Annotated in this window: 18 protein-coding genes and 1 tRNA gene; 11 read left to right on the top strand and 8 right to left on the bottom strand. The window is 69.6% G+C overall.

The features are described 5' to 3' along the window. Positions 1 to 93: 93 nt before the first annotated feature. The 5 genes from ftsH to ptsP all read right to left on the bottom strand — a co-directional run bounded on the left by ftsH (position 94) and on the right by ptsP (position 7566). The gene (ftsH, locus tag D9601_RS00095) at positions 94 to 2070 is read right to left on the bottom strand and encodes an ATP-dependent zinc metalloprotease FtsH (RefSeq protein ID WP_198351930.1); all 1977 of its coding nucleotides are present in this window, start codon (positions 2068 to 2070) and stop codon (positions 94 to 96) included. A gap of 97 nt (positions 2071 to 2167) precedes the next feature. Then, positions 2168 to 3184 carry a tRNA lysidine(34) synthetase TilS gene (gene tilS, locus D9601_RS00090; protein ID WP_198351929.1) on the bottom strand — a complete coding sequence of 339 codons (1017 nt, stop codon included), beginning with the start codon at positions 3182 to 3184 and terminating at the stop codon, positions 2168 to 2170. Then, positions 3147 to 4124, bottom strand: coding sequence for a tetratricopeptide repeat protein (locus D9601_RS00085; protein ID WP_198351928.1), 978 nt, complete (start codon positions 4122 to 4124; stop codon positions 3147 to 3149). The genes tilS and D9601_RS00085 overlap by 38 nt, the downstream gene beginning before the upstream one ends. Before the next feature lie 77 nt (positions 4125 to 4201). Next, entirely contained in the window at positions 4202 to 5185 is a 984-nt protein-coding gene (locus D9601_RS00080) for a helix-turn-helix domain-containing protein (RefSeq protein WP_198351927.1), read from the bottom strand. Positions 5186 to 5292: 107 nt separating this feature from the next. After that, on the bottom strand, positions 5293 to 7566 hold the full coding sequence (ptsP, locus tag D9601_RS00075) for a phosphoenolpyruvate--protein phosphotransferase (protein WP_198351926.1): 2274 nt from the start codon (positions 7564 to 7566) through the stop codon (positions 5293 to 5295). 133 nt (positions 7567 to 7699) lie between these two features. On the opposite strand from ptsP, the gene D9601_RS00070 reads away from it, so the two are divergent. Continuing rightward, positions 7700 to 8464, top strand: coding sequence for an ABC transporter ATP-binding protein (locus tag D9601_RS00070; protein WP_232473743.1), 765 nt, complete (start codon positions 7700 to 7702; stop codon positions 8462 to 8464). Positions 8465 to 8468: 4 nt separating this feature from the next. After that, positions 8469 to 9890: a hypothetical protein gene (locus D9601_RS00065; protein ID WP_198351925.1), complete on the top strand. Its 1422-nt coding sequence runs from the start codon at positions 8469 to 8471 to the stop codon at positions 9888 to 9890. 3 nt (positions 9891 to 9893) lie between these two features. On the opposite strand, the gene ruvB is transcribed toward D9601_RS00065, so the two are convergent. Then, positions 9894 to 10919 (bottom strand): Holliday junction branch migration DNA helicase RuvB, encoded by a 1026-nt coding sequence (gene ruvB / locus D9601_RS00060; RefSeq protein WP_198351924.1) that lies wholly within the window; start codon positions 10917 to 10919, stop codon positions 9894 to 9896. A 147-nt stretch (positions 10920 to 11066) separates the two neighbouring features. Between ruvB and D9601_RS00055 the strand changes: the two genes are divergently transcribed. Then, positions 11067 to 11324, top strand: a complete 258-nt coding sequence (locus D9601_RS00055) for a GlsB/YeaQ/YmgE family stress response membrane protein (protein ID WP_198351923.1) — start codon at positions 11067 to 11069, stop codon at positions 11322 to 11324. A 105-nt stretch (positions 11325 to 11429) separates the two neighbouring features. On the opposite strand, the gene D9601_RS00050 is transcribed toward D9601_RS00055, so the two are convergent. Beyond that, positions 11430 to 12143, bottom strand: a complete 714-nt coding sequence (locus D9601_RS00050; protein ID WP_198353293.1) for an SIMPL domain-containing protein — start codon at positions 12141 to 12143, stop codon at positions 11430 to 11432. A gap of 231 nt (positions 12144 to 12374) precedes the next feature. On the opposite strand from D9601_RS00050, the gene D9601_RS00045 reads away from it, so the two are divergent. From D9601_RS00045 to D9601_RS00015, 7 genes are all read left to right on the top strand, one after another. Beyond that, the gene (locus D9601_RS00045) at positions 12375 to 13553 is read left to right on the top strand and encodes an efflux RND transporter periplasmic adaptor subunit (RefSeq protein ID WP_198351922.1); all 1179 of its coding nucleotides are present in this window, start codon (positions 12375 to 12377) and stop codon (positions 13551 to 13553) included. A 5-nt stretch (positions 13554 to 13558) separates the two neighbouring features. Then, positions 13559 to 16786, top strand: a complete 3228-nt coding sequence (locus tag D9601_RS00040; protein WP_198351921.1) for an efflux RND transporter permease subunit — start codon at positions 13559 to 13561, stop codon at positions 16784 to 16786. A gap of 301 nt (positions 16787 to 17087) precedes the next feature. Further along, positions 17088 to 18296, top strand: coding sequence for a DUF445 domain-containing protein (locus D9601_RS00035; protein WP_198353292.1), 1209 nt, complete (start codon positions 17088 to 17090; stop codon positions 18294 to 18296). 82 nt (positions 18297 to 18378) lie between these two features. Next, positions 18379 to 19479 (top strand): ABC transporter permease, encoded by a 1101-nt coding sequence (locus D9601_RS00030; RefSeq protein WP_198351920.1) that lies wholly within the window; start codon positions 18379 to 18381, stop codon positions 19477 to 19479. Then, positions 19479 to 20396, top strand: a complete 918-nt coding sequence (locus tag D9601_RS00025; protein ID WP_198351919.1) for an ABC transporter ATP-binding protein — start codon at positions 19479 to 19481, stop codon at positions 20394 to 20396. Before D9601_RS00030 ends, D9601_RS00025 begins: the two co-directional genes overlap by 1 nt. Beyond that, positions 20396 to 21358: an MlaD family protein gene (locus D9601_RS00020; RefSeq protein WP_198351918.1), complete on the top strand. Its 963-nt coding sequence runs from the start codon at positions 20396 to 20398 to the stop codon at positions 21356 to 21358. Before D9601_RS00025 ends, D9601_RS00020 begins: the two co-directional genes overlap by 1 nt. 4 nt (positions 21359 to 21362) lie before the next feature. Continuing rightward, a complete protein-coding gene (locus tag D9601_RS00015) occupies positions 21363 to 21950 on the top strand; it encodes an ABC-type transport auxiliary lipoprotein family protein (RefSeq protein ID WP_198351917.1) in 588 nt (195 codons plus the stop codon). Positions 21951 to 22250: 300 nt separating this feature from the next. Here D9601_RS00015 and D9601_RS00010 read toward each other — a convergent pair whose 3' ends face one another. Then, on the bottom strand, positions 22251 to 23123 hold the full coding sequence (locus D9601_RS00010) for a peptidylprolyl isomerase (RefSeq protein ID WP_198351916.1): 873 nt from the start codon (positions 23121 to 23123) through the stop codon (positions 22251 to 22253). A gap of 90 nt (positions 23124 to 23213) precedes the next feature. Here D9601_RS00010 and D9601_RS00005 point away from each other — a divergent pair. After that, a tRNA-Ser gene (locus D9601_RS00005) sits at positions 23214 to 23304 on the top strand. The last annotated feature ends 147 nt before the right edge of the window (positions 23305 to 23451 follow it).

Genomic DNA, 23451 nt, shown 5'->3' with positions numbered 1-23451 from the left:
TCTGAACGACATCGGCGGCACTCCACCAGAGGAATGCCGCCGCTTAGTCGGATCAAACTGACGCCGGGCTGAACCGGTCCGGTCGTATCCCGTTCAGGCGCCGAGTGGGCTCGGCTGGCCGAACGGGCCGCCGGGACGACGCGTCTTGGGGATCGAGGTGCCGGCGCGCGGCACATTCGACTTGGGACTGGGATCGGGCCGGCCGATCTCCTCGCCCGCAATCAGCTTCTTGATCTCGTCGCCGGACAAAGTCTCATATTCGAGCAGCGCACCGGCGAGCAGATGCAGCTGATCGACATGCTCGGTCAGCACCTGCTTCGCCTTGGTCAGGCCGCCCTCGACGATGCCCTTGATCTCGTCGTCGATCAGTTGCGCCGTCGCGTTCGACATGCGGACCGGCTGGCTCGACGAATAGCCAAGGAAGCTCTCGCCTTCCGGCTGGGCATATTCGACCGGGCCGACCTTGTCCGACATGCCCCATTTGGTGACCATGTCGCGGGCAAGGCCGGTGGCGTACTGGATGTCGCCGGAGGCGCCGCTCGACACCTTGTCGTAACCGAAGATGATCTCCTCGGCGACGCGGCCGCCCATGCTCACCGCCAGGTTGGCGTACATCTTGTCGCGATGGTAGCTGTAGCTGTCCCGCTCCGGCAGGCGCATCACCATACCCAGCGCACGACCGCGCGGGATGATCGTCGCCTTGTGGATCGGGTCGGACGCCGGCTCGTGCAACGCGACGATGGCATGGCCCGCCTCGTGATAGGCGGTCATCCGCTTCTCGTCCTCGGTCATGACCATGCTGCGCCGCTCGGCGCCCATCATGACCTTGTCCTTGGCCTCCTCGAACTCGGCCATAGCGACCAGCCGCTTCGACTTGCGCGCCGCCATCAGCGCCGCCTCGTTGACGAGGTTGGCGAGATCGGCGCCGGAGAAGCCCGGCGTGCCGCGTGCGATGACGCGCGCATCGACGTCGGGCGCCAGCGGCACCTTCTTCATATGCACTTCGAGGATCTTGATGCGGCCCTCGATATCCGGGCGCGGCACCACGACCTGGCGGTCGAAGCGGCCGGGGCGTAGCAACGCCGGGTCGAGCACGTCAGGGCGGTTGGTCGCCGCGACGATGATGATCCCTTCATTGGCCTCGAAGCCGTCCATCTCGACCAGCAACTGGTTGAGCGTCTGCTCGCGCTCGTCATTGCCGTTGCCCAAGCCCGCACCGCGATGGCGGCCGACCGCGTCGATCTCGTCGATGAAGACGATGCACGGCGCGCTCTTCTTGGCCTGTTCGAACATGTCGCGGACGCGGCTGGCGCCGACGCCGACGAACATCTCGACGAAGTCCGAGCCGGAGATGGTGAAGAACGGCACGCCCGCCTCACCCGCGATCGCACGGGCGAGCAGCGTCTTGCCGGTACCCGGCGAACCGACCAGCAGCGCGCCCTTCGGGATCTTGCCGCCCAGTCGGGCGAACTTGGTCGGATCCTTCAGGAATTCGACGATCTCGGTCAGTTCGGCGCGCGCCTCGTCGATGCCGGCGACGTCGTCGAAAGTGACCTTGCCTTCCTTCTGCGTCAGCATCCGGGCACGCGACTTGCCGAAGCCCATCGCGCCGCCGCCGGTGTTTTTCTGCATCTGCTTGAGCACGAAGAAGGCGATGCCGAGGAACAGCAGGAAAGGCAGCGATTGATACAGCAGCAGCATCCACATCGACGTCCCCTCCTCGGGCTTGGCCGAGATGGTCACGTTCTTCTCGCGCAGATGCGGGACCAGCGACGGATCCTGGATCGGATAGGTGCGGAACTTGTCGCCGCTGGTGCCGGTGCCGGTGATCACGTCGCGGCTGATCGCGACGTCCTTCACCGTGCCTTCGTCCACCCGGTCGAGGAATTTTGAATAGGCGATCGTGTCGCCTTTCGCCCCGGTCGTCGTGCCGTTGAACTGCGTCAGGAACAGCCCGATCGCGAGCAGGATGCCGACCCAGATCAGCAGGCTCTTCATCCAGGGATTGCCGCCGCCGTTACCGCCGGAATTTCCGCCGTCGTTCTGGGGCTGCTTGTCGTTGTCGTTCATGCACGGACCTTTCAGCCATCAAGATAGGCGTGCCCAGGTTAATGGCAATGGAACAAGCGATCAGTTTGAGCGATCAGAGTGTGCGATCCGACCGGCGTCAGCCGGTGCGCCGTGCCGGGGCGGGACGGAAACGCCATTCCTCGCCCGCCGGCGTCGCCGCGACCCCTGCTTGGGTCGCGCGCTTGCCCGCCGCCAGCGAATCGAGCAGCGCCTCGACGTTCGCGGCCTCGCTCCATTTCGGTGCGACCAGCCGGGCCGAATCGATGACCGCCGTGATCGCCCGCCGCGCCAGCCGCCGCGTCAGTTCGCGGGGCAGGCCGGCGACGCGGACCCGCACCGTCGCGCCGCTGACGCTCGCCCGTTCCGACCACAGCCAGTCGACGATCGCCCGCACGTCGCCATCGGCCTCGCCCAGCGCCGCGGCGGCGCGGGCAAGCTGCGGCGGGCCGAGCCATTCGTTGGCGTCGAGCAAGCGCCGGAATCGCGTGCGATCGTGCGCCGGATCGTGATTCGCCGGATCGTCGATGAACGGCACGTCCTGGCGCCGCACGATCGCGCGCAGCTCGGCGCGGCGCCATTCCAGCAATGGCCGGACGACCGTCACTTCGTCGATCACGGTCCGCGGGCGAACGCCGGCGAGGCCCGACAGGCCGGAGCCGCGCGCGGCGCGCATCAGGAACGTCTCCGCCTGGTCGTCGACATGATGAGCCGTCGCCAGTGCCTCCGCGCCGATCGCCTTGGCGTGCCCGGTGAGCAGGCCGTAGCGCGCGGTCCGCGCCGCCGCCTGGAGGCTTGCCCCGCTGATCGCGCTGTGCGGCACCAGCGTCGCATGCGCGATGCCCAAGGTCGCGCAATGGTCGGCGACCATCGCCGCCTCCGCCGCCGCCTCGGGCCGCAGGCGGTGATCGACGCTCGCCACCGCGATGCCGCCAGCCAGTCCGGCCGCGGCGGCGAGCGTCAGCATCGCCATCGAGTCCGGCCCGCCCGAGACGGCAAGCAGCACCGGCGCGCGCGGCACATGGCCGAGCGCGCGGATCAGGTCATCGCGGAACCGGTCGCCCTCGGCGACGATCGGCTCACTTGCACTTGGCGGCGGTACGGCCCTTCTCGACATCGGCCTTCATCTGGGAGGAGATCTTGGTTCCGTAAACATCCGTCAGCTCGCCATAGACCTTGCAGGCATCGGCCGGCTTGTTCAGCTTGATGAGCGCCTGGGCGAGGTAATAGAGGCTGTCGGGCGCCCGTTCGCCGTCCGGCATCTTCTTGTAATTGTCGTAGAAGGCCATTGAGGCGAGGCTCGGCTTGCCCTCGTCCAGATAGGCCCGGCCGAGCAGGTTCTGGGCGTAGCTGGCGCGGCGGTGCTTCGGATAATCGGCGACCACCTTCTTCAGCTGCGCCTCTGCCTGCGGATATTGCTTCGCCGCCCACAGGCGATAGCCGTAGAGATAATCGTCCTCGGCATTGTTGCCGGTCGATGGCTTGCTGACCGGACCGGCACTGGCACCGGCGGTGCCAGCGTCGTCCGCATTGGCCGATGCCGGTCTGGCGGCGGGGGCCGCACCGCCACGGCTCGGCCGCGAGGCGGTCGCGCCGGCCGCGGGGCGGTCGTCCATCGGCTCCTCGTCGCTGCCGACCGCGGGAGAGGGCGCCGGCGCCGGTGCGCTCGCCAGCGACTTCAGCTTGCCGTCGGTCGCGCGCTTGTACGCCTCGAACTGGTCCTGCAGCTGGCGCAGCTTGTAGCCGTTCTGTTCGATCTGATCGGTCATCGACGCCATCTGGCTTTCCAGCGCGGTGACGCGGCTGGTCAGGTCGGCGACCGCGCTGGTCGCGGGCACGCCGCCCGCCTGCGCCGGCGTGTCGGGGCGCGTGACTTCGGGCTGCAGATACTGGCCCGCGCCGCCGGGGAAGACCTTGCGCTGCACGGCGCGCATCTCGCCCTCCAGCTTGCCGACGCGCCCGTCGAGGTTGCTGCTCTGCGCGCTGGCCGGCACGGCCAGCAGCGTCGCGGGAATCAGAGCGGCGGACGCGGCGAGCGCCCAGATCGTCTTAGACATGGTTCGGGCGCCCCCCGGCGCAGCTGATGGTGAGGTCCTGATTCATCATAACTGCAACCGGGCAGCTGTCGCCAGCCTTAAGGTGCGGTCGAATTGCCCGTCGTTGCGGCAGGTTGCGCCGCATCCAGATTGGCCCGCTGGGTCTCGCTGACCGCCGCCGGCGCCGGCGCGGCCTCGCGCCGCGGCCGGCTGGCGGCGCTACGCCGCGCGGACGTCCGCGTCGCCGTCTCCGCCGTCGCGACCGGGGTCGCCACCGGCAGCGGCTGGCCGTTGATCCGCGCCGCCAGCGCCGCGCCGTCGACGCGCACGTCCTTGATCGCGCGCGATCCGTCGCCGAGCGGCGGCACCGCCGACCCGTTGAGCGTCACCGCCAATTTGTCCGGCCGGCCGACGTTGATCATCGGTTGCTTGGCGTCGGCGGGCACGTCGAAACTGTCGCCCGGCTTCATCGTGCCGAGGTACAGCGTCTTGTTGTCGGCATCGTAGACGCGCAGCCAGACCTCGTCATTGGCGGTCAGCCGCACCTGCCCGCCCTGCGCGGGCGTTGCGGTCGGCGTCGCCGCCGGGGCGGCGGGCGCGGCGGCGATCGTCTGGCTGGCCACCGGGCCGCCATCGGTCGAGCCGGTGCGATAGCTCTGGAACAATGTGGTGCCGTACCACAGGGCGACCAGCACCAGCACCGCCACCGCGACACCGGCCGCGATCACCGCGACGCCGCGCGACGGCACGCGCGCCGGGTCGGCGGTTTCATAGGGCACATATTCGGGCTGGCGGGGCCCGAGCCGGTCGAGCTCGCCGCGCACGTCCTGTGCCACCGCCACCTCGTCCAGCCCGACCGCCCGCGCATAGGCCTTGGAAAAGCCCATCGCATAGGTCGGCGCCGGCAGCGCGCCGTAATTGCCGGTTTCCAGCGCCTCGAGATGCCGTTGCGGCACGCGCGTCCGGCCCGCGATCTCCGCGAGGCTGAGCCCGCGGGCCTCGCGCGCCACGCGCAACCGTCCACCCGCCGTCATCGGCGTCGCAGAGTTGGCATCAGGCTGGCCGCGATCGACCTCGTCCATTCTCATCTCCAAGGGAGTGACGGTCTTCCAGGCCGCCGCTGACGGGGGCGACATTCCCAGAGGGCCAGCGGCATGTCAACGCGCTCGACCCCCGCTTCGGCGGACGATCAGGCCAGATCAACGCCGTTTGCCGACGCCCATCCGGCCAATGCGCCACGCATGTCCCGCGGCGGACGCGCCAGCAATTCGTCGACGAAGCCGGCGATCGCCGCGCGATCGAGGCTGCGCACCATCGCCTTGATCGGCCCGACCGCGGCCGGGGTGATCGACAGCCGGTCGATGCCGAGGCCGATCAGCGCCATCGCCTCCAGCGGCCGGCCGCCCATTTCCCCGCACACCGCCAGCGTGACCCCCGCCTCGCGCACCGGCACCAGCACGCGCTTCAGGAAGCGCAGGATCGACGGGCTCAGCCAGTCGTAGCGCTCGGCGAGCTTGGGATTGGCGCGATCGGCGGCGAACAGGAATTGCGTCAGGTCGTTGGTGCCGACCGACAGGAAGTCGATGTCCGGCAGCAGCAGGTCGAGCTGCTCGGCCAGTGCCGGCACTTCCAGCATCGCGCCATAACGGATCTCGACCGGTGGCCGCCGGCCACGCCCGGCCAGCCAGGCCCGCTGCGCCTCGAACAGCGCCTTGGCCTCGCCGAACTCCCACGCCTCGCTGACCATCGGGAACATGACGTTGAGCGTCCGCCCCGCCGCCGCCTCGATCAAAGCCCGTGCCTGCGCCTTCATCAGGCCTTCGCGTTCCAGCGCGAGCCGCAGCGCGCGCCATCCCATCGCCGGATTTTCCTCGTCGCCGTCGGCATGCTGCAGATAAGGCAGCGCCTTGTCCCCACCGATGTCGACGGTGCGGAACACCACCGGCCGGTCGCCCGCGGCATCCAGTACCTCGCGATACAGGCGCTGCTGGCGTTCGCGCTGCGGCAGGGTGGCGGATACCAGGAACTGGAACTCCGTGCGGAACAGGCCGATGCCGTCGGCGCCGGTTACGTCCAGCGCAGCGGCATCGTCGCGCAGCCCGGCGTTGACCATCACCGTGATGCGATGGCCGTCGCGCGTCGTCGGCGGCACGTCGCGCAGGGCGGCGAAGGCGGCGCGCCGCTTCTGCCGCAAGGTCAGCTTCGCCTCGAACGCCTCTTCCATCGCCGCCGATGGGCGCGCGAAGACATTGCCGGCAACTGAATCGAGCAGCAGCAGGTCGCCTTCTGCGATGAGCCGACGCACGTCGCGCACCCGGCCGAGCACCGGCACGCCCATCGCCCGCGCGACGATGGTGACGTGGGCGGTCAGCGAGCCTTCCTCCAGCACCACGCCCTTCAGCCGGCGCTTGTCATATTCCAGCAGTTCGGCCGGCCCGAGGTTGCGCGCGATCAGGATCGCGTCCTGACGCAGGCCGAGCTGCGCGGCCGTGCCCATTTGCCCCGACACGATGCGCAGCAACCGGTTGGACAGGTCCTCCAGGTCGTGCATCCGGTCGGCGAGCAGCGGGTCGTCGATCTGCCGCATGCGCTGGCGGGTGCGCTGCTGCACGCGCTCGATCGCCGCCTCCGCGGTCAGCCCGGAATCGATCGCCTCGTTGATCCGCCGCGCCCAGCCTTCGTCATAGGCAAACATCTTATAGGTCTCGAGCACCTCCTTGTGCTCGCCGTCGACCCCGAACTCCGCCTCGCGCGTCATCCGGTCGATCTGCTCGCGCATCTTGTCGAACGCGGCATAGACGCGATGCCGTTCGGCGTTGATGTCCTCGGCGACGGTATGTTCGACGACGACGCGCGGCTGGTGGAAGACCGCGAATCCCGATCCCATGCCCTCGACCAGCTTCAGCCCCATCAGGCGGACGGCGGCGGTCGACTGCGGCCGGTCCTTGGCGGCGCCGGCGGGATCGATCAGCCCGGCATTGGCGATCAGCTCGGACAGCACCATCGCCACCGTCTGCAGCGCCTCGATCTCGACGTCCTGATATTTGCGCTGCTCGCTGTGCTGCACCGCCAGCACGCCCACCGCCCGCTCGCGCCGGATGATCGGCACGCCGGCAAAGCTGTGGTAGCGTTCCTCGCCCGTCTCGGGCTTGTAGGCGAAGTCCGGATGACTCGCCGCCTCGTCGAGGTTGAGCACCTCGACATCCTCGGCGATCGTGCCGACCAGCCCCTCGCCCAGCGCCAGCTTGGTGACGTGCACCGCCTCCGTGGCGAGGCCGCGGGTCGCGAACAGCTCCAGCACGCCCTCGCGCAGCAGGTAGATGGAGCAGACCTCGCTATCCATCGCCTCCGCGATGATCGCCACCACCGCGTCCAGCTTCGCCTGCGCAGGGTTACGGCCCGCCATCACATCGTGCAGGCGGGTCAGGATCTCGCGGGCGGAGGCGGCGGCCGAGCTGGGCATGACAGAGGCGGCTATCAGATGCGAAAGCCGGGTGCCACGCAACATTCTTTTGCAGGCGATGGAACAAAATCGCCATTGTTGGCGCGAGCCGGGTCGCGGCCGGCTTGTCCGCGGACGCGGGATCGGCGACGCTATGTCCGACATGAATGATCCCGACCCCTCCCCGCCGGTCGCGGCGCTGGCCGTGCGCGGCCTCGCCAAACGATTCGACCGCCCGGTCATCGCCGACCTCGACCTCACCATCCGGGCCGGCGAACTATATGCGCTGCTCGGCGCGAACGGCGCGGGCAAGACGACGACGCTGCGCATGGTCACCGGCCTCGCCCGGCCCGATGCCGGCCGGATCCGCATCTTCGGCATCGACGCGCGGCGCGATCCGCTCGCCGCCAAGGCGATCACCGCCTGGCTGCCCGACGAGCCGATGCTCTACGACAAATTGACCCCGGCGGAATATCTCGCCTTCGTCGCCGGCCTGTGGCGGATGGACCCCGGCCATGCCGCCGCGGAGGCGGAACGGCTGCTCCACTGGCTCGAACTATGGGACCAGCGCGACACCCGCTGCGAGGGTTTCTCGCGCGGGATGAAGCAGAAGGTCGCGCTTGCCGGCGCGCTGATCCACGATCCGCGCCTGCTGATCCTCGACGAACCGCTGACCGGGCTCGACGCGGCGATGGCGCGCAGCGTCAAGGACGCGCTGCGCGCGCAGGTCGATGCCGGCAAGACGGTGATCGTCACCACCCACATCCTCGACGTCGCCGAGCGGATGGCCGACCGGATCGGCATCCTCGCCGACGGTCGCCTGATGGCCGAGGGCACGCTCGCCGAGCTGCGCCACCAGGCGGGAACGGAGGGACTGACGCTGGAAGACACGTTCATCCGGCTGACCGGCGGGCATTGAGGCGATGATCCGACCCGGTACCCTGCCCTGGCTGATCGGCCATGAGGTGCGGCTGGCATGGCGCGGGCGGCCGCGCGGCTGGGGCAGCGCGCTGATCCTCGGCGTACTGCTCGGCCTCTACATCCTCGGCGGCATCGCGCTGGCGATCGGGCTGCGCGACACGCCGATCGCGCCCCGCCCCTGGCTCGCCGTGCCGCTGTTCGGCATGACGCTGCTCGTCACCTCGCTGATGACGACCCAGGCGATGATCGCCAGCCAGCAGACGCTCTACGGCGCCCGCGACCTCGACCTGCTGCTCACCGCGCCGCTGCCGCCGCGCGCGGCGATCCTCGCTAAATTGCTCGGCATCGCGGCGTCGGTGGTCACCGTCTATGCCGCGCTGCTGCTGCCGATCGTGCTGCCGGTCGCGACGCTCGGCCACCCCCGCCTGTTCGGCACCGCCGCCCTGCTGATCGCGCTCGCCCTTGCCGCGGCGGCGACGGGCCTTGCGCTGACGCTGCTGATCGCGGCGGTTGCCGGGCCGCGCGCGGCGCGCACCGTCGGCCAGATCGCGGCGGCGGTGCTCGGCGGCGCCTTCTTCCTCGCCACCCAGATCGCCAGCCACAGCGGCAGCGGCACGCGCCGGTCGTTGTTCGCCTGGTTCGCCGAACACGGCATCGGCCGCGCCGGCTGGAGCCTGCTGCCGCTGCGCGCCGCCTTCGGCGACGGCACCGCTTTGTCGCTGATCGGGCTGGTGTCGATCGCGCTGTTCGTCGCGGTCGGCGTGGTGCTGGAGCGGCGCTTCCTGTCGACCTATGTCGACGGCGGCATGCGGCTGTCGCGGCACCGCGTCCGCTCGCGCGGCCTCGCCGGCCTGTTCCACGCCTCGCTGCGCCGCACCGTCTTCGCCAAGGAATGGCGGCTGCTCGCCCGCGACCCGGCGTTGCTCGCGCAGATCGTGCTGCGCCTCGTCTATCTGCTGCCGCTGGTGCTCGTCGGCATGCAGCATCGCGGCGGCGACGGTTCGTTCGCGCCGCCGCTCGCCGCCGCCGGGGTGCTGATCGCCAGCCAGCTCGCCGGCAGCCTCGCCTGGCTGACGCTGTCGGCAGAAGACGCGCCGGAATTGCTCGCGGTCGCGCCGGTCGCCACCGGCGTCGTCCGCCGCGCCAAGCTTACGGCCGCGCTGGCGATGGCGGCGCCGTTCGCGCTGCTGCCGGCGCTGGTCGTCGCCGCCTCGACGCTGGCCGGCGCGCTCGTCACGCTGGCGATGGCCGCACTTGCCGGCCTCGGCACGGGCGGGATCGAGATGCTGTTCGGCAAGCCGGGCAACCGCGCCGGCTTCGCGCGGCGCCAGAAGGGGTCGGTCGCCGCCGGGCTGCTGTCCTTGTTCGTCGCGGCGATCTGCGGCGGCATCGCCGCGCTGGCGGTCTATTGGCTGATCCGCTGACGATCAGGAATCGAACAGGCCGTCCTGGCTGCCGACCGGCGGGTTGAGGCCGAGATGCTTCCAGCCGCCAGCGTTGAGCACCCGGCCACGGGCGGTGCGGGCGACCAGGCCGAGCTGGATGAGATAGGGTTCGATCACCTCCTCGATCGTGTCGCGCGGTTCGGACAGGCCGGCCGCCAGCGTCTCCACGCCGACCGGCCCGCCGCGATAGATGTCGGCGATCATCGTCAGATAGCGCCGGTCCATCGCGTCGAGGCCGAGCGTATCGACCTCCAGCCGGTTGAGCGCGCGGTCGGCGACCGCGGCGTCGACCACCGCGGCGCCGGCGACATTGGCGAAGTCGCGTACCCGGCGCAGCAGCCGGCCGGCGATGCGCGGCGTGCCGCGGGCGCGCCGCGCGATCTCCGCCGCGCCATCGGCGGCGATGCCGAGGTCGAGCAGCCCCGCCGCGCGGCTGACCACCCGGGTCAGTTCCTCGACCGTGTAGAATTGCAACCGCACCGGAATGCCGAACCGATCGCGCAGCGGCGTCGTCAGCAGCCCCTGCCGCGTCGTCGCGCCCACCAACGTGAAGCGCGGCAGGTCGATGCGCACCGAGCGCGCCGACGGTCCCTCGCCGATCATCAGGTCGAGCGCACGATCCTCCATCGCCGGATAGAGCACCTCCTCGACCGCCGGTTGCAGCCGGTGGATCTCGTCGATGAACAGCACGTCGCCGTCCTCGAGATTGGTGAGCAAGGCGGCGAGGTCGCCCGATTTGGCGATCACCGGACCGGAGGTCGCGCGGAAACCGACCCCCATCTCGCGCGCGATGATCTGCGCCAGCGTCGTCTTGCCGAGGCCCGGCGGGCCGAAGAACAGCACATGGTCGAGCGCGTCGCCGCGTCCGCGCGCCGCCTCGATGAACACGCGCAGGTTTTCGCGCGCCGCCTTCTGCCCGACGAATTCGTCGAGGCTGCGCGGCCGCAGCGCGGCGTCGACATCCTCGGGGCGGCGGGCGGCGGTCAGCAGGCGGTCGGCGTCGGTCACGCTTCGTTCCGTAGCGGCTCGCACCGGAGCCGAAAAGGAAAATGACCTGTCAAGACGAAAACGTCGCAACCGAAACGCTCGCGGAACATTTCGCCTGCCTCGAGAGTATTTTTGGCAGAGCCCAGCGCGGGCTAAATGGAGGGACCTATGGGTATCATTCTTTGGCTGATCATCGGCGGCGTCATCGGCTGGCTGGCCAGCATCATCATGCGCACCGACGCGCAGCAGGGCATCTTCCTGAACATCGTCGTCGGCGTCGTCGGCGCCTTCATCGGCGGCCTGATCATCTCGGGCGGCTCGATCAACAACGCGCCGCTGACGGTGACGTCGTTCCTGGTGTCGCTGCTCGGTGCGGTGGTGCTGCTCGGCATCGTCAACCTGGTGCGTCGCGGCAGCGTCCGCTAAGCCTCACCCGGCTGAACGCGATCGGGCCGCCCGGGCAACCGGGCGGCCCTTTTCGTTTGGGTGGCTGCGGCGCCTCCCCGCATCCGGGGAGGCGCTTTTTCCGCGTCACCCCAGCAGGAAGCGCACCGACAATGTCACCGTGACGTCCTTCTCGCCCGGCGCGATCTGCGTCGGCGCAGCCTCCGCCTGGACGCGCATCATCATCATCGGCCGGACCGGCTCGGGCCCGCCGGCGTCCTGGCCGGCCTCGCTGATCGACACCATGCGGACGACGCGCAGGCCGGCGGCGGCGGCATAGACGTCCGCCTTCGCCCGCGCCCGCTTGACCGCGTCGGTGCGCGCCTCGTCGAGCGCGGCATCTGGCTTGTCGATCGACAGGTTCGGCCCGTCGATCTGGTTGGCCCCCTGCGCCACCAGCGCGTCGAGGATCGTGCCGGCCCGCGCCACGTCGCGGAAGCGGATCGCCACGCTGTTGGTCGCCTGATAGCCGGTGATCGTCGGCGGCTGGTTGTCGGCATAGCGATATTGCGGCGCCAGCCCGACCGTCGAGGTGGCGATGTCGCGCTCGGCGACCCCGGCGCGCTTCAGCGCCGCGATCACGCGCGCCATCCGCTGCGCATTGTCCGACAGCGCCGCGGCCGCGGTCGGCGCCTGCGACACCACGCCGGCGCGGATCGTCGCCAGATCGGGCACCCGCGTCGTCCGGCCCTCTGCGCTCACCTCCAGAACGGTGCCGGCGGCCGGTACCAGCGGCTCCACCGTCTGCGCCGCCTGTTGCGCCGTGGCGGGCACCGCCACCAGCAGGGCCGCGGCCAACATCGCCGCGCCCGTCGCCGTCCGCACCCCGATCGCCTGCTTCACACTATGTCTCCCGTTATTGATCCTTGTCGTCCATGCGCCCTGCCCGACCCTGCTACAACCTTGGCTGAACGGGCCTTTTCCTTGCGGTTGCAGCATATTTCGGGCACAGCGCGGCACCGCTCGCCGGGGGGCTTGAGCGAAGTGCTATATTCATGTAATACAGCTGTTCGGTGAGGATTGGGGTCGGGCATGAATTACGAAACCGGGATGATCGGACAGGAAGAGCGGCTCGCCTTGCCCGGCGCGCCCGCGCCGCGCGGCAAAGGCCGCGTCGTCGGGATCATCGCCGTGATCCTGGTCGCGGTAATCGCCGGCTGGCTGCTGTTCGGCCGCAAGCACCAAGCGCCCAAGGCGCAGGGCGAGCAGCTGCCGCTGGTCAGCGTCATCGTCCCCGGCCGCCAGCTGGTCGACCGCACCGTCAACGCCACCGGCACGCTCGCCGCCAAGCGCGAGATGCCGGTCGGCGTCGCCGGTGAGGGCGGCATGATCACCCGCGTGCTGGTCGAGCCCGGCCAGTGGGTGAAGGCCGGTCAGGTCCTCGCCACCGTCGACCGATCGGTGCAGGCACAGACCGCGCAGAGCCTCGCCGCGCAGATCGCCGTCGCCAAATCGGATCAGGACATCGCCCAGGCCGAACTCGACCGGGCGCAGGCGCTGGTCGACCGCGGCTTCATCTCCAAGGCCGATCTGCAGCGCAAGGCGGCGACCCGCGACGCCGCCGCCGCCCGCGTCCGCGTCGCCCAGGCGGCGCTGCGCGAGACGCAGGCGCGCAACGGCCGGCTCGACATCCGCGCGCCCGCCGCCGGCCTGGTGCTGACCCGCCAGGCAGAGCCGGGCCAGATCGTCAGCAGCGGTTCGGGCGTCCTGTTCCGCATGGCGATGGACGGCCAGATGGAGCTGCGCGCGCAGGTCGCGGAAACCGACCTCGCCGGCCTCCACGTCGGCTCGCGCGCCACCGTCACGCCGGTCGGGTCGACCCAGGGCTTCCCCGGCACCGTCTGGCAGCTGTCGCCGATCATCGACCCGCAGACGCGCCAGGGCACCGCCCGCGTCCAGGTCGCCTACAACAATGCGATCCGCCCCGGCGGCTTCGCCACCGCGACGATCATCGGCGGGGCCGGCCAGGCGCCGCTGCTGCCCAATTCGGCGCTGCAGAGCGACGAGAAGGGCAGCTTCGTCTATGTCGTCGGCAAGGACGACAAGGTCGAGCGCCGCAACGTCAAGGTCGGCCAGGTCTTTGACACCGGGATCACCATCGCCAGCGGCCTCGACGGCACGGAGCGCGTGGTGCAATCCGCCGGCGGCTTCCTGTCGCCGGGGCAGAAGGTCAAGCCGCTGCTCCGCGCTGCCACCACCAAGGCGAGCTGATCGTCATGAGCTTTCGCAACATTTCCGCCTGGGCGATCCGCAACCCGGTTCCGCCGATCGTGCTGTTCGTCGCGCTGACGCTGGCCGGCGTCGTGTCGTTCATGCGGATGAGCGTCAACAACGATCCCGACATTGACTTCCCGGTCGCGATCGTCGTCATCAGCCAGCCGGGCGCCGCGCCGACCGAGCTGGAGAACCAGGTCACGCAAAAGGTCGAATCGGCGCTGCGCAGCCTGCAGGGCGTCGACGAGATCAATTCCACCGTCACCGAGGGCCAGTCGCAGACCGTCGTCCAGCTGACGATCGGCACGCCGATCGACCGCGCGGTCGAGGACGTGCGCAGCGCGATCCAGCAGATCCGCAGCAACCTGCCGGACGGCATCCTCGAACCGCAGGTGTTCCGCGCCAACACCACCGACAACGATCTCGCCAGCTATTCGGCGATCTCCAACGACATGACGGTGGAACAGCTCAGCTGGTACATCGACAATACCGTCACCAAGGAATTGCTGTCGGTACCCGGCATGGCCGCGGTCAACCGCAACGGCGGCGTCACCCGCGAGATCCGCGTCATCCTCGACCCCGCCAAGCTGCAGAGCCAGGGGCTGACCGCCAGCCAGGTCAACCAGCAGCTGCGCGCGATCAACCTCAACGCCGCCGGCGGCCGCGCCGAGATCGCGGGCGCGGAGGAATCGGTGCGCGTGCTCGGCAATGCCAAGAACGCCTACGACCTCGGCCAGACGCTGATCCCGGTGTCGGCCGGCCGCACCGTCCGTCTCGCCGACATCGCCACGGTCCGCGACCTCTATGCCGAACAGCGCAGCCGCGCCGCGGTCGACGGCCGCCAGGCGATCAGCTTCGACTTCCAGCGCGCCAAGGGCGCGTCCGACGTCAGCGTGTTCAACGGCGCGGTGAAGAAGCTCGCCGATCTCGAGAAGCGCAACCCCTCGGTGCATTTCGTGCTGCGTTCGAACAGCGTCAAATACACCGAGATGCAATATGAGAGCGCGATCCATGCGATGATCGAGGGCGCGATCCTCGCCGTCATCGTCGTGTTCCTGTTCCTGCGCGACGGTCGCGCGACGCTGATCTCCGCGCTCGCCATCCCGCTGTCGGCGATCCCGACCTTCTGGTTCATGGAGCTGCTCGGCTTCAACCTCAACCAGATGACGCTGCTCGCGCTCAGCCTCGTCGCCGGCGTGCTGGTCGACGACGCGATCGTCGAGATCGAGAACATCGTCCGCCACATGCGCATGGGCAAATCAGCCTATCAGGCATCGATCGACGCGGCGGACGAGATCGGCCTCGCCGTGCTGGCGACGACGATGGCGATCGTCGCGGTGTTCATGCCGGTCAGCGTCATGCCCGGCATTTCCGGCCAGTTCTTCAAGAATTTCGGCCTCACCGTCGTCGTCTCGGTGCTGATGAGCCTGGCGGTCGCGCGCCTCGTCACGCCGATGATCGCCGCCTATTTCCTCAAGGCCGCCGGTCCCGCCAGCCATGGCGAGGGCCGGCTGATGGACGCCTATATGGGCGTGCTGCGCTGGACGCTCGACAGCGGCCGCGCCAAGGCGAGCGCGACGCGCGGCGGCATCCACCGCATCCTCGGCCGCTTCCGCGATCATCGCCTGTGGGTGGTCGGCATCGGCGTCGGCGCCTTTGCGCTGACGCTGGTCATGTTCGCGGTGCTGCCGTCGCAGTTCAGCCCCGAACAGGACCAGGACGATTCCACCGCGACGATCGAGATGGTGCCCGGCACCACGCTGGAACAGACCGACGCGGTCGTCCGCCAGGTCGCCGACCTGCTGCGCAAGCAGCCCGACGTCGCCTCCGTCTACGCCCGCACCGGCTCCAACGGTTCGGTCAACACCGGCCGCGTCACCGCGACGCTGAAGGACGACCGCAAGCTCAAGAGCACCGAATTCGAGCGCCAGCTCGCGCCGCAGCTCGCCAAGATCCCCGATGCGCGCGTCGGCTTCCGCTCGCAATTCGGCTGGGGCTCGTCGGGCCGTGACATGACCGTCGTGCTCGGCGGCGACGATCCCGACCTGCTCACCAAGACGGCGAACCAGATCGTCGCCGAGATGAGCAAGCTGCCCTCGCTGACCGCCCCGCGCGTCGCCGGCAACATCCAGCGGCCGGAGATCGTGATCAAGCCGCGGCTCGATCTCGCCGCCCAGCTCGGCGTGACGACGCAGGCGCTGTCGAGCGCGATCCGCATCGCGACCCTGGGCGACATCGACCAGAATTCGGCGCGCTTCTCGCTCTCCGACCGCCAGGTGCCGATCCGCGTCGCGCTCGACGAGGGCGCGCGGACCGAGCTGTCGACGATCCAGAACCTGCCCGTCACCACGCAGAACGGCGGCTCGGTGCCCCTGAGCGTCGTCGCCGACATCGGCCTCGGCTCCGGCCCGACCAAGATCGACCGCGTCAACCAGCAGCGGCAGATCACCGTCGGCGCCGACCTCGCCCCCGGCGTGCTGTCGGGCGTCGCGCAGAAGCAGATCGACAATCTGCCGACCATGAAGAACCTGCCGATCGGCGTGAACAAGCTGACCCTCGGCCAGGCCAAGTGGCAGCAGGAGATGATCACCAACTTCGTCATCGCGGTGGTCAGCGGCACCTTCCTGGTCTTCGCGGTGCTCGTCCTCCTCTATCGCCGCGCGCTGCCGCCGTTCGTCAACATGGGCTCGCTGCTGCTTGCCCCGCTCGGCGGCCTGATCGCCCTGTGGGTGGCGGGCAAGCCGGTGTCGCTGCCGGTCTACATCGGCCTGCTGATGCTGCTCGGCATCGTCGCCAAGAACTCGATCCTGCTGATCGACTTTGCGCTGGAGGAGATGGCAAAGGGCGTCGACACGATGACCGCGATCATCGACGCCGGCCACAAGCGCGCCCAGCCGATCGTGATGACCACGGTGGCGATGGTCGCGGGCATGATCCCGACCGCTTTGTCGCTGAACGGCGACGGATCGTGGCGCGCGCCGATGGGCATCGTCGTGATCGGCGGACTGACGCTGTCGACCGTCCTCACGCTGCTGATCGTGCCCGCCGCCTTCAGCCTCGCCGTCGGCGTCGAGCGGTTCGTCGGCCCGCGCCTCGGCCGGCGCCTGCTCACCTACCGCCCCGGCGACGACGGCAGCGCGGTGGTCGGCATCGCCGGCGACCCGGCCGCGCCCAAGCTCGGCCCCGCGCAGGGCCGCATCGGCTACGAGGGCGACCAGCCGGCGGAGTGAGGGTCGGGGAGGCCGACGACGCGCCAGTGATCGTCATCCCGGCGCACGCCGGGACCCATGGATACGGGACGGCAGAGGCATCGCACGACCGCCGATGTCTCCTGTCCATGGGTCCCGGCGTACGCCGGGATGACGAAGATCGGGACGGCGGCCCAACGGCACACCCTCCCCTTCCGGAGACGGAAGCAGCATCGCAAGCTTCCCCCTTGAACATTCCCGTCGTTCGGGGATTGTTTCGGGGATGATCACCGCCACCCGCGCCAGCGCCATGCCAGAGGCGACACCGCCCGCGCTGGTCCGCATGCGGCTGGTCGCGACCGCCTTGCTGGTGGCGATGGCGGCGCTGTTCCTCGCCAGCCGCGCGCTGGCGCCGGTCCATCCCGCCTGGGGCTTCGTCCAGGCGTTCAGCGAGGCGGCGATGGTCGGCGGCCTCGCCGACTGGTTCGCCGTCACCGCCCTGTTCCGCCATCCGCTCGGCCTGCCGATCCCGCACACCGCGATCGTGCCGCGAAACAAGGACCGGATCGGCGACACGCTCGCCGTCTTCCTGCGCACCAACTTCCTGCAGCCGGTGGTGATCGCGCGCCGCATGCGCCGGCTCGACGTCGCCGGCGCCATCGTCCGCTGGCTGACCGATCCGCCGGAAGGCGCCGGCGGCCGCTTCCGCCAGGGCGCGTCCAAGATGGTCGCGCAACTGCTCGAGGGACTCGACCCGCAGCGGCTCGGCGGCATGGTCAAGGCGGGGATCGCCGGCCGCCTGCGCGACACCGCCCTCGCCCCGATCCTCGGCCAACTGCTGACCGCGATGATCGCCGGCAACCGTCATGCGCCGCTGCTCGACTCGACGATCCGCTGGTCGGCCAAGGCGCTCGCCGCGAACGAACATCTCATCCGCCAGATGGTCCATGAGCGCGCCGGCTCGGTGATGCGCTGGACCGGCCTGGACGAGACGGTCGCCGACAAGTTGATCGACGGGCTGGAACGGCTGATCGTCGAGATGAGCGAGAATCCCGACCATCCCCTGCGCCTCAAGGTCGAGGAAGGGCTCGACCGACTCGCCTGGGACCTGCAGCACGATCCGGACACCGCGCTGCGCGTCGAGGCGATGAAGGCGGAGCTGATCGACAATCCGGCGATGCAGCGCTGGCTCGACGGCCTGTGGGAACAGGCGCGCGGCCGCCTGCTCGCCATCGCCCGCGATCCGGAAGGCGCGATGAACGGCCAGCTCGGCGACCTGCTGCGCCAGCTCGGCCAGACGCTCGGCGGCGACCCGCGGCTGTCGCGCTCGATCAACCGCTTCGTCCGCCGCACCGTCGTCGGCATCGCCGCCGATTATGGCGACGGCATCGTCCGGCTCGTCTCGGAAACCGTGCGCAGCTGGGATGCGCGCACAATCACCCGCCGCCTCGAAAACGCCGTCGGCCGCGACCTGCAATATATCCGCGTCAACGGCACATTGGTCGGTGGGCTGGTCGGCCTCGCCATCCATGCGGTGGATGTGCTACTTTGACTCAGGCTGAACCGGACAAACCGTCCGGCGTACGCAGGATGCGTCTTGCCGTTCGTCCCGCAATGGCCCAAGAGCGAGATCGATGAGCGCAAGAGCCGAATTCAGCGAGGATGGCAGCGGCACGCTGCGCTTCTCCGGCGACCTCTTGCTGCGCACGATCGGCGACCTGCCCGATCGGCTCGACAAGGTGCAGGGCAAGGTCGACCGCATCGACCTCAACCATGTCGGCCGGATCGACACGGTCGGCGCCTGGCTGGTCCACCGCCTCGCCGCGCGCACCGACGCGGCCATCGACGGTCTCGACGAGGATGGCCGCCACCTGCTCGACCAGGTCGTCGCCGCCGACCAGCCCGTCGCGTTGCGCGAAGGCCGCCGCGGTCTCGTCGGCCAGCTGGTCGGCGAGGTCGGCGATGCCGTCATCATCGCGCTGAAGACGCTGTACGGCCTGCTCGGCTTCCTCGGCGCCACCGTGATCGCGCTGGGCAATGTCATCCGCCATCCCTCGCGCTTCCGCTTCAACGCCACCGTCCACCGGTTCGAGGTGGTCGGCGTGCAGGCTTTGGCGATCGTCGGCCTGATGAGCTTCCTGATCGGCATCGTCATCGCCCAGCAGGGCGCGGTGCAGCTCCGCCAGTTCGGCGCGGAGGTATTCACGATCAACCTCGTCGGCCGGCTGACGCTGCGCGAGCTCGGCGTGCTGATGACCGCGATCATGGTCGCCGGCCGGTCCGGCTCCGCCTTCGCCGCGCAGCTCGGCACGATGAAGCTGACCGAGGAGATCGACGCGATGCGCACGATCGGCGTCTCGCCGATGGAGGCGCTGGTGCTGCCGCGTACCATCGCCGCGGTGCTGCTGATGCCGCTGCTCGGCTTCTATTCGTCGCTGATCGCGATGATCGGCGGCGGCCTGCTCTGCTGGATCGGGCTCGACATCCCGCCCGTCACCTTCATGCAGCGGATTCGCGAGGTGGTGCCGATCACCGACCTGTACATCGGCCTGATCAAGGCGCCGGTGTTCGGCGCGATCATCGCCATTGCCGGCTGCTTCCAGGGCATGCTGGTCGAATCGGACGCGGAGCAGGTCGGCCTGCGCACCACCTCGGCGGTGGTGCAGGCGATCTTCCTGGTGATCGTGCTGGACGCCTTCTTCGCGGTGTTCTTCACCTGGGTGGGGTGGAACTGATGGCCCGCGCCGGCACCCGCGCCCATGGCGACGCGCCCGTCATCCAGGTCCGCGGCCTGAAGAACGCCTTCGGCGATTCGATCATCCACGACGGCCTCGACCTGGAGGTGCGCCGCGGCGAGATCCTCGGCGTCGTCGGCGGCTCGGGCACCGGCAAGTCGGTGCTGATGCGCTCGATCATCGGCCTGCAGACGCCGGTCGCGGGCGAGATCACCGTGTTCGGCGAACCGACGATCGGCCGCGAGGAGACCGAGGCGGTCGAGATCCGCAAGCGCTGGGGTGTGCTGTTCCAGGGTGGCGCGCTGTTCTCGACGCTGACCGTCGCCGAGAATGTCGAAGTGCCCTTGCGCGAATTCTACAAGGAACTGCCGCCGGCGCTGATGGCGGAGATCGCGGCGTACAAGGTGGTGATGACCGGCCTGCCCGCCGACGCCGGGCCGAAATATCCCGCCGAGCTGTCGGGCGGCATGCGCAAGCGCGCCGGCCTCGCCCGCGCACTGGCGCTCGATCCCGAACTGCTGTTCCTCGACGAACCGACCGCCGGCCTCGACCCGATCGGCGCCGCCGCCTTCGACGATCTGACCAAGTCGCTGCAGAAGACGCTCGGCCTCACCGTCTTCCTGATCACCCACGATCTCGACACGCTCTATGCGATCTGCGACCGGATCGCCGTGCTCGCCGACAAGAAGGTGATCGCGGTCGGCACGATCGACGAATTGCTCGCGCTCGATCACCCGTGGATCCAGGAATATTTCAACGGCCCGCGTGGCCGCGCCGCGATCGATTCGAAGGAGCGCGCCGCGGCATCCGCCGATGCCCAGGCGGCGGCGCATCCGACCGACGTCAAGCAACAGCAACTCCAGGACTCCGGTGCCGCCGCCACCGAGACACCCGCGCAGCAGGCGAGGACCGACTGATGGAAACCCGTTCCAACCATGTGATCGTCGGCGCGGTGGTGCTGATCCTGCTCGCCGTTCTTGCCATCTTCACCGTCTGGATCGCCCGGCTGGGCGGCGAGTCGGTGAAGGAATACGACATCTTCTTCAAGCAGAGCGTCGACGGCCTCGCCAAGGGGTCGACCGTCACCTATTCCGGCGTGCCGAGCGGCCAGGTGAAGCAGATCCTGTTGTGGAAGCCCGATCCGCAGTTCGTCCGCGTCCGCGTCACGGTCAACAACGACACACCGATCCTGCAGGGCACGACCGCGACGATCCAGGGCAGCTTCACCGGCACCAGCACCGTCGCGCTCGACGGCGGCCGCAAGGGCGCGCCCGAGATCAAATGCCCGGAAGAGCCCAATGCGCAGCTCTGCCCCTATGGCGTGCCGGTCATCTCGACCAAGCAGGGCGGCATCGGCGCGATCCTGAACAGCGCGCCGCAGCTGCTCGAGCGGCTGTCGACGCTGACCGAGCGACTGACCGGCCTGCTGTCCGACCGAAACCAGGCGTCGATCGCCGGCATCCTCGACAATACCAACCGGCTGAGCGGTGCGCTCGCCGATCGCGGCCCGGAGATTGCGGCGACGCTGGCGCAGACGCGGGTCGCGATCCAGCAGGCCGGCGACGCGGCGCAGTCGATCGGCAAGCTCGCCGACACCACCAACGGCGTGCTCGCCGAGGACGTCAAGCCGACACTCGCCAACCTCAACCAGACGATCGCCGCCGCCAAGCAGAGCGCCGAGACGTTGAATTCGGCGATCCAGGATGCGCGGCCAGGCCTGCAGACCTTCTCCAAGCAGACGATCCCGGAGGCGAACCGGTTGGTCCGCGACCTGCGCGTCACCGCGACCGCGCTGTCGTCGATCGCCGACAAGGTCGACCAGGGCGGTGCCAGCTCGCTGATCGGCCAGCAGAAGCTCCCCGACTACAAGGGCAAGTGAGACCATGACGCGCAAACTTCTCCTGCTCGCCGCGGCGCTGCCGCTCGCCGGCTGCATCAGCTTCGGCGCCAAGCCGCCGCCGCAGCTGCTCACCCTGACCTCCAGTTTCGCGCCACAGCCCGGCGCGACGCAGGATTCGGCCAAGGCGCGCTCGATCGTCGTGCAGGTGCCGACCAGCCCCGCCGCGATCGCGGTCGCGCGCGTGCCGGTGTGGACCACCCCGACCGAGGTCGCCTACGTCAAGAACGCGCAATGGTCCGAACCGCCGTCGCGGCTGTTCGCGCGGCTGCTCGCCGATGCGCTGACGACGCGCAGCAACATGGTGGTCCTGTCGACGGTGCAGTCGATCGGCGATCCCAGCGCGACGCTGGCCGGCGAGCTGCGCCAGTTCGGCTTCGACGCCGGGCAGCGCCAGGCGGTGGTCGTCTATGACGCGGCGCTGACCCGCGCCGGCAAGCAGACGGTCGAGAAGCGCCGCTTCGAGGCGCGTGTGCCGGTCGGCGCGATCGACGCGGCCAATGCCGGCACCGGGCTCAGCCAGGCCGCCAACCAGGTTGCGGCCCAGGTCGCCGACTGGGTCGCGCAGAGCTGACGCCCAGCGCCGGCGGCGCTGTCCTACAACGCCATCGGCCGTTAGGATGCGGGCGGCAGTGCCCTGCCCGCTCTTTGACGCCGTAGACTGATCGCCCGCCGGCCACCGAACCGCCGGGCCCGACGCGGTGTTGCGGGGCCGCGCACCCCGTCGCAGGTGCGACTTTTGAGACTTTCCGCAGCGCCGGCACGGGCGGGCGCAAAGAGCCGATGGCACAGCCGCGGTTCGGTCTGCGCCGGCAGCGTTGCGTGCGACCTTTGAGACTTTCCGGAACGTCCCGGTCGACGCGCTGCGCCGGTCTCAGGGCGCGCGCCGGACCGCCGGCAGCACGTCGCACACCGCCGCACCGCCCAACGAGACCATCGGCGGCTCGGGATTCTCGCGCTTCGCCACCGCGGCGGCGAAACGGGGATTGTCCGCGGCGCGATACTGGAAATGCGGCCGCTCCGCCGCCGGCAGGTCGCTCGCCAGTCGCACGGAGACGATCGGCACGCGCTGCTCGTCGCGATCGTACATGCCCATCGCCGCCTCGCTGCGCGGCAGGGCGGACAGATATGGCATGCCCTCCACGATCCGCCCGACGACCGTATAATTGCGGTCGAGTCGCCGCGCCGACTGGCCGATCGGCGTGAACAGCTCCGCCCCGCTGCCCGTGCTGGGTAAATTGTCGCGGGCGACGCCGACCATGCCGTAGCAATGCGTCAGCCAGGCCGCCCTGCCGTCGGTCGCGACCGGCCAGCCGTCGGCGGTGATCCCCGACGCGCTCGAGTAACTGTCCGCCTTGCGCATCCGCACCGCCGGCCGGAAGGCGGCGATCTCGAATTCCGCCGCGGGCTGGTCGGTGACGCCGGCGGGCAGCGGCTTCTTCTCGGTATGGTCGCCCCATTGCGTCACCCAATTTTCCTGGACGCGATATACGCTGGTTCCATCCCACCAGCGCGTGCGGGCGAGCGTGCGGATGTTGCCGACATGCGCCGGCGCCAGCGCCGCGGCGAGGCGGATCACCACCTGCTTGCCGGTGCCGAGCGTGACGATCATCAGCTCGTCGTCGGGGATCGGTCGCCAATCGCCGGGCAGCGGATCGCTCAGCGACCGCGCGGCGGCGGGCGCCGGCGGCGTCGCCTGGGCGGCGGGGCTGAGGACGGCGGCGAGCAGCGCGAGCAGATCGGTCATCGCCTCAGACTGGCGCAGGCCGCGGCGATGCGCAATCGCCTTGCGATCCGGCCCGCGACACGCTAGGCGCCGCCACTTCCGGGAGAATGCGGAGCGGTGGCCGAGTGGTCGAAGGCGCTCGCCTGGAAAGTGAGTATACGCCAAAAGCGTATCGAGGGTTCGAATCCCTCCCGCTCCGCCACCCCGTTGTTTCACCCCTACCCTGATCATACCGAAAAGCGCGGTTTTCTGCGGCTTTGATCCGGCAGGCCCGCTCGCTGATCGGGTGATGGCGGAAAGCTTGCGACGAGTCCCGGGCTTGGGAGGCGCCGGTCAGCGCTGAGGGCAA

The sequence above is a fragment of the Sphingomonas sp. MA1305 genome (assembly GCF_016107325.1).
In the GTDB taxonomy this organism is placed as follows: Bacteria; Pseudomonadota; Alphaproteobacteria; order Sphingomonadales; family Sphingomonadaceae; genus Sphingomonas.
Note: the sequence above shows the minus strand (reverse complement) of the source record. Positions and strands in the feature narration are given on the sequence as shown.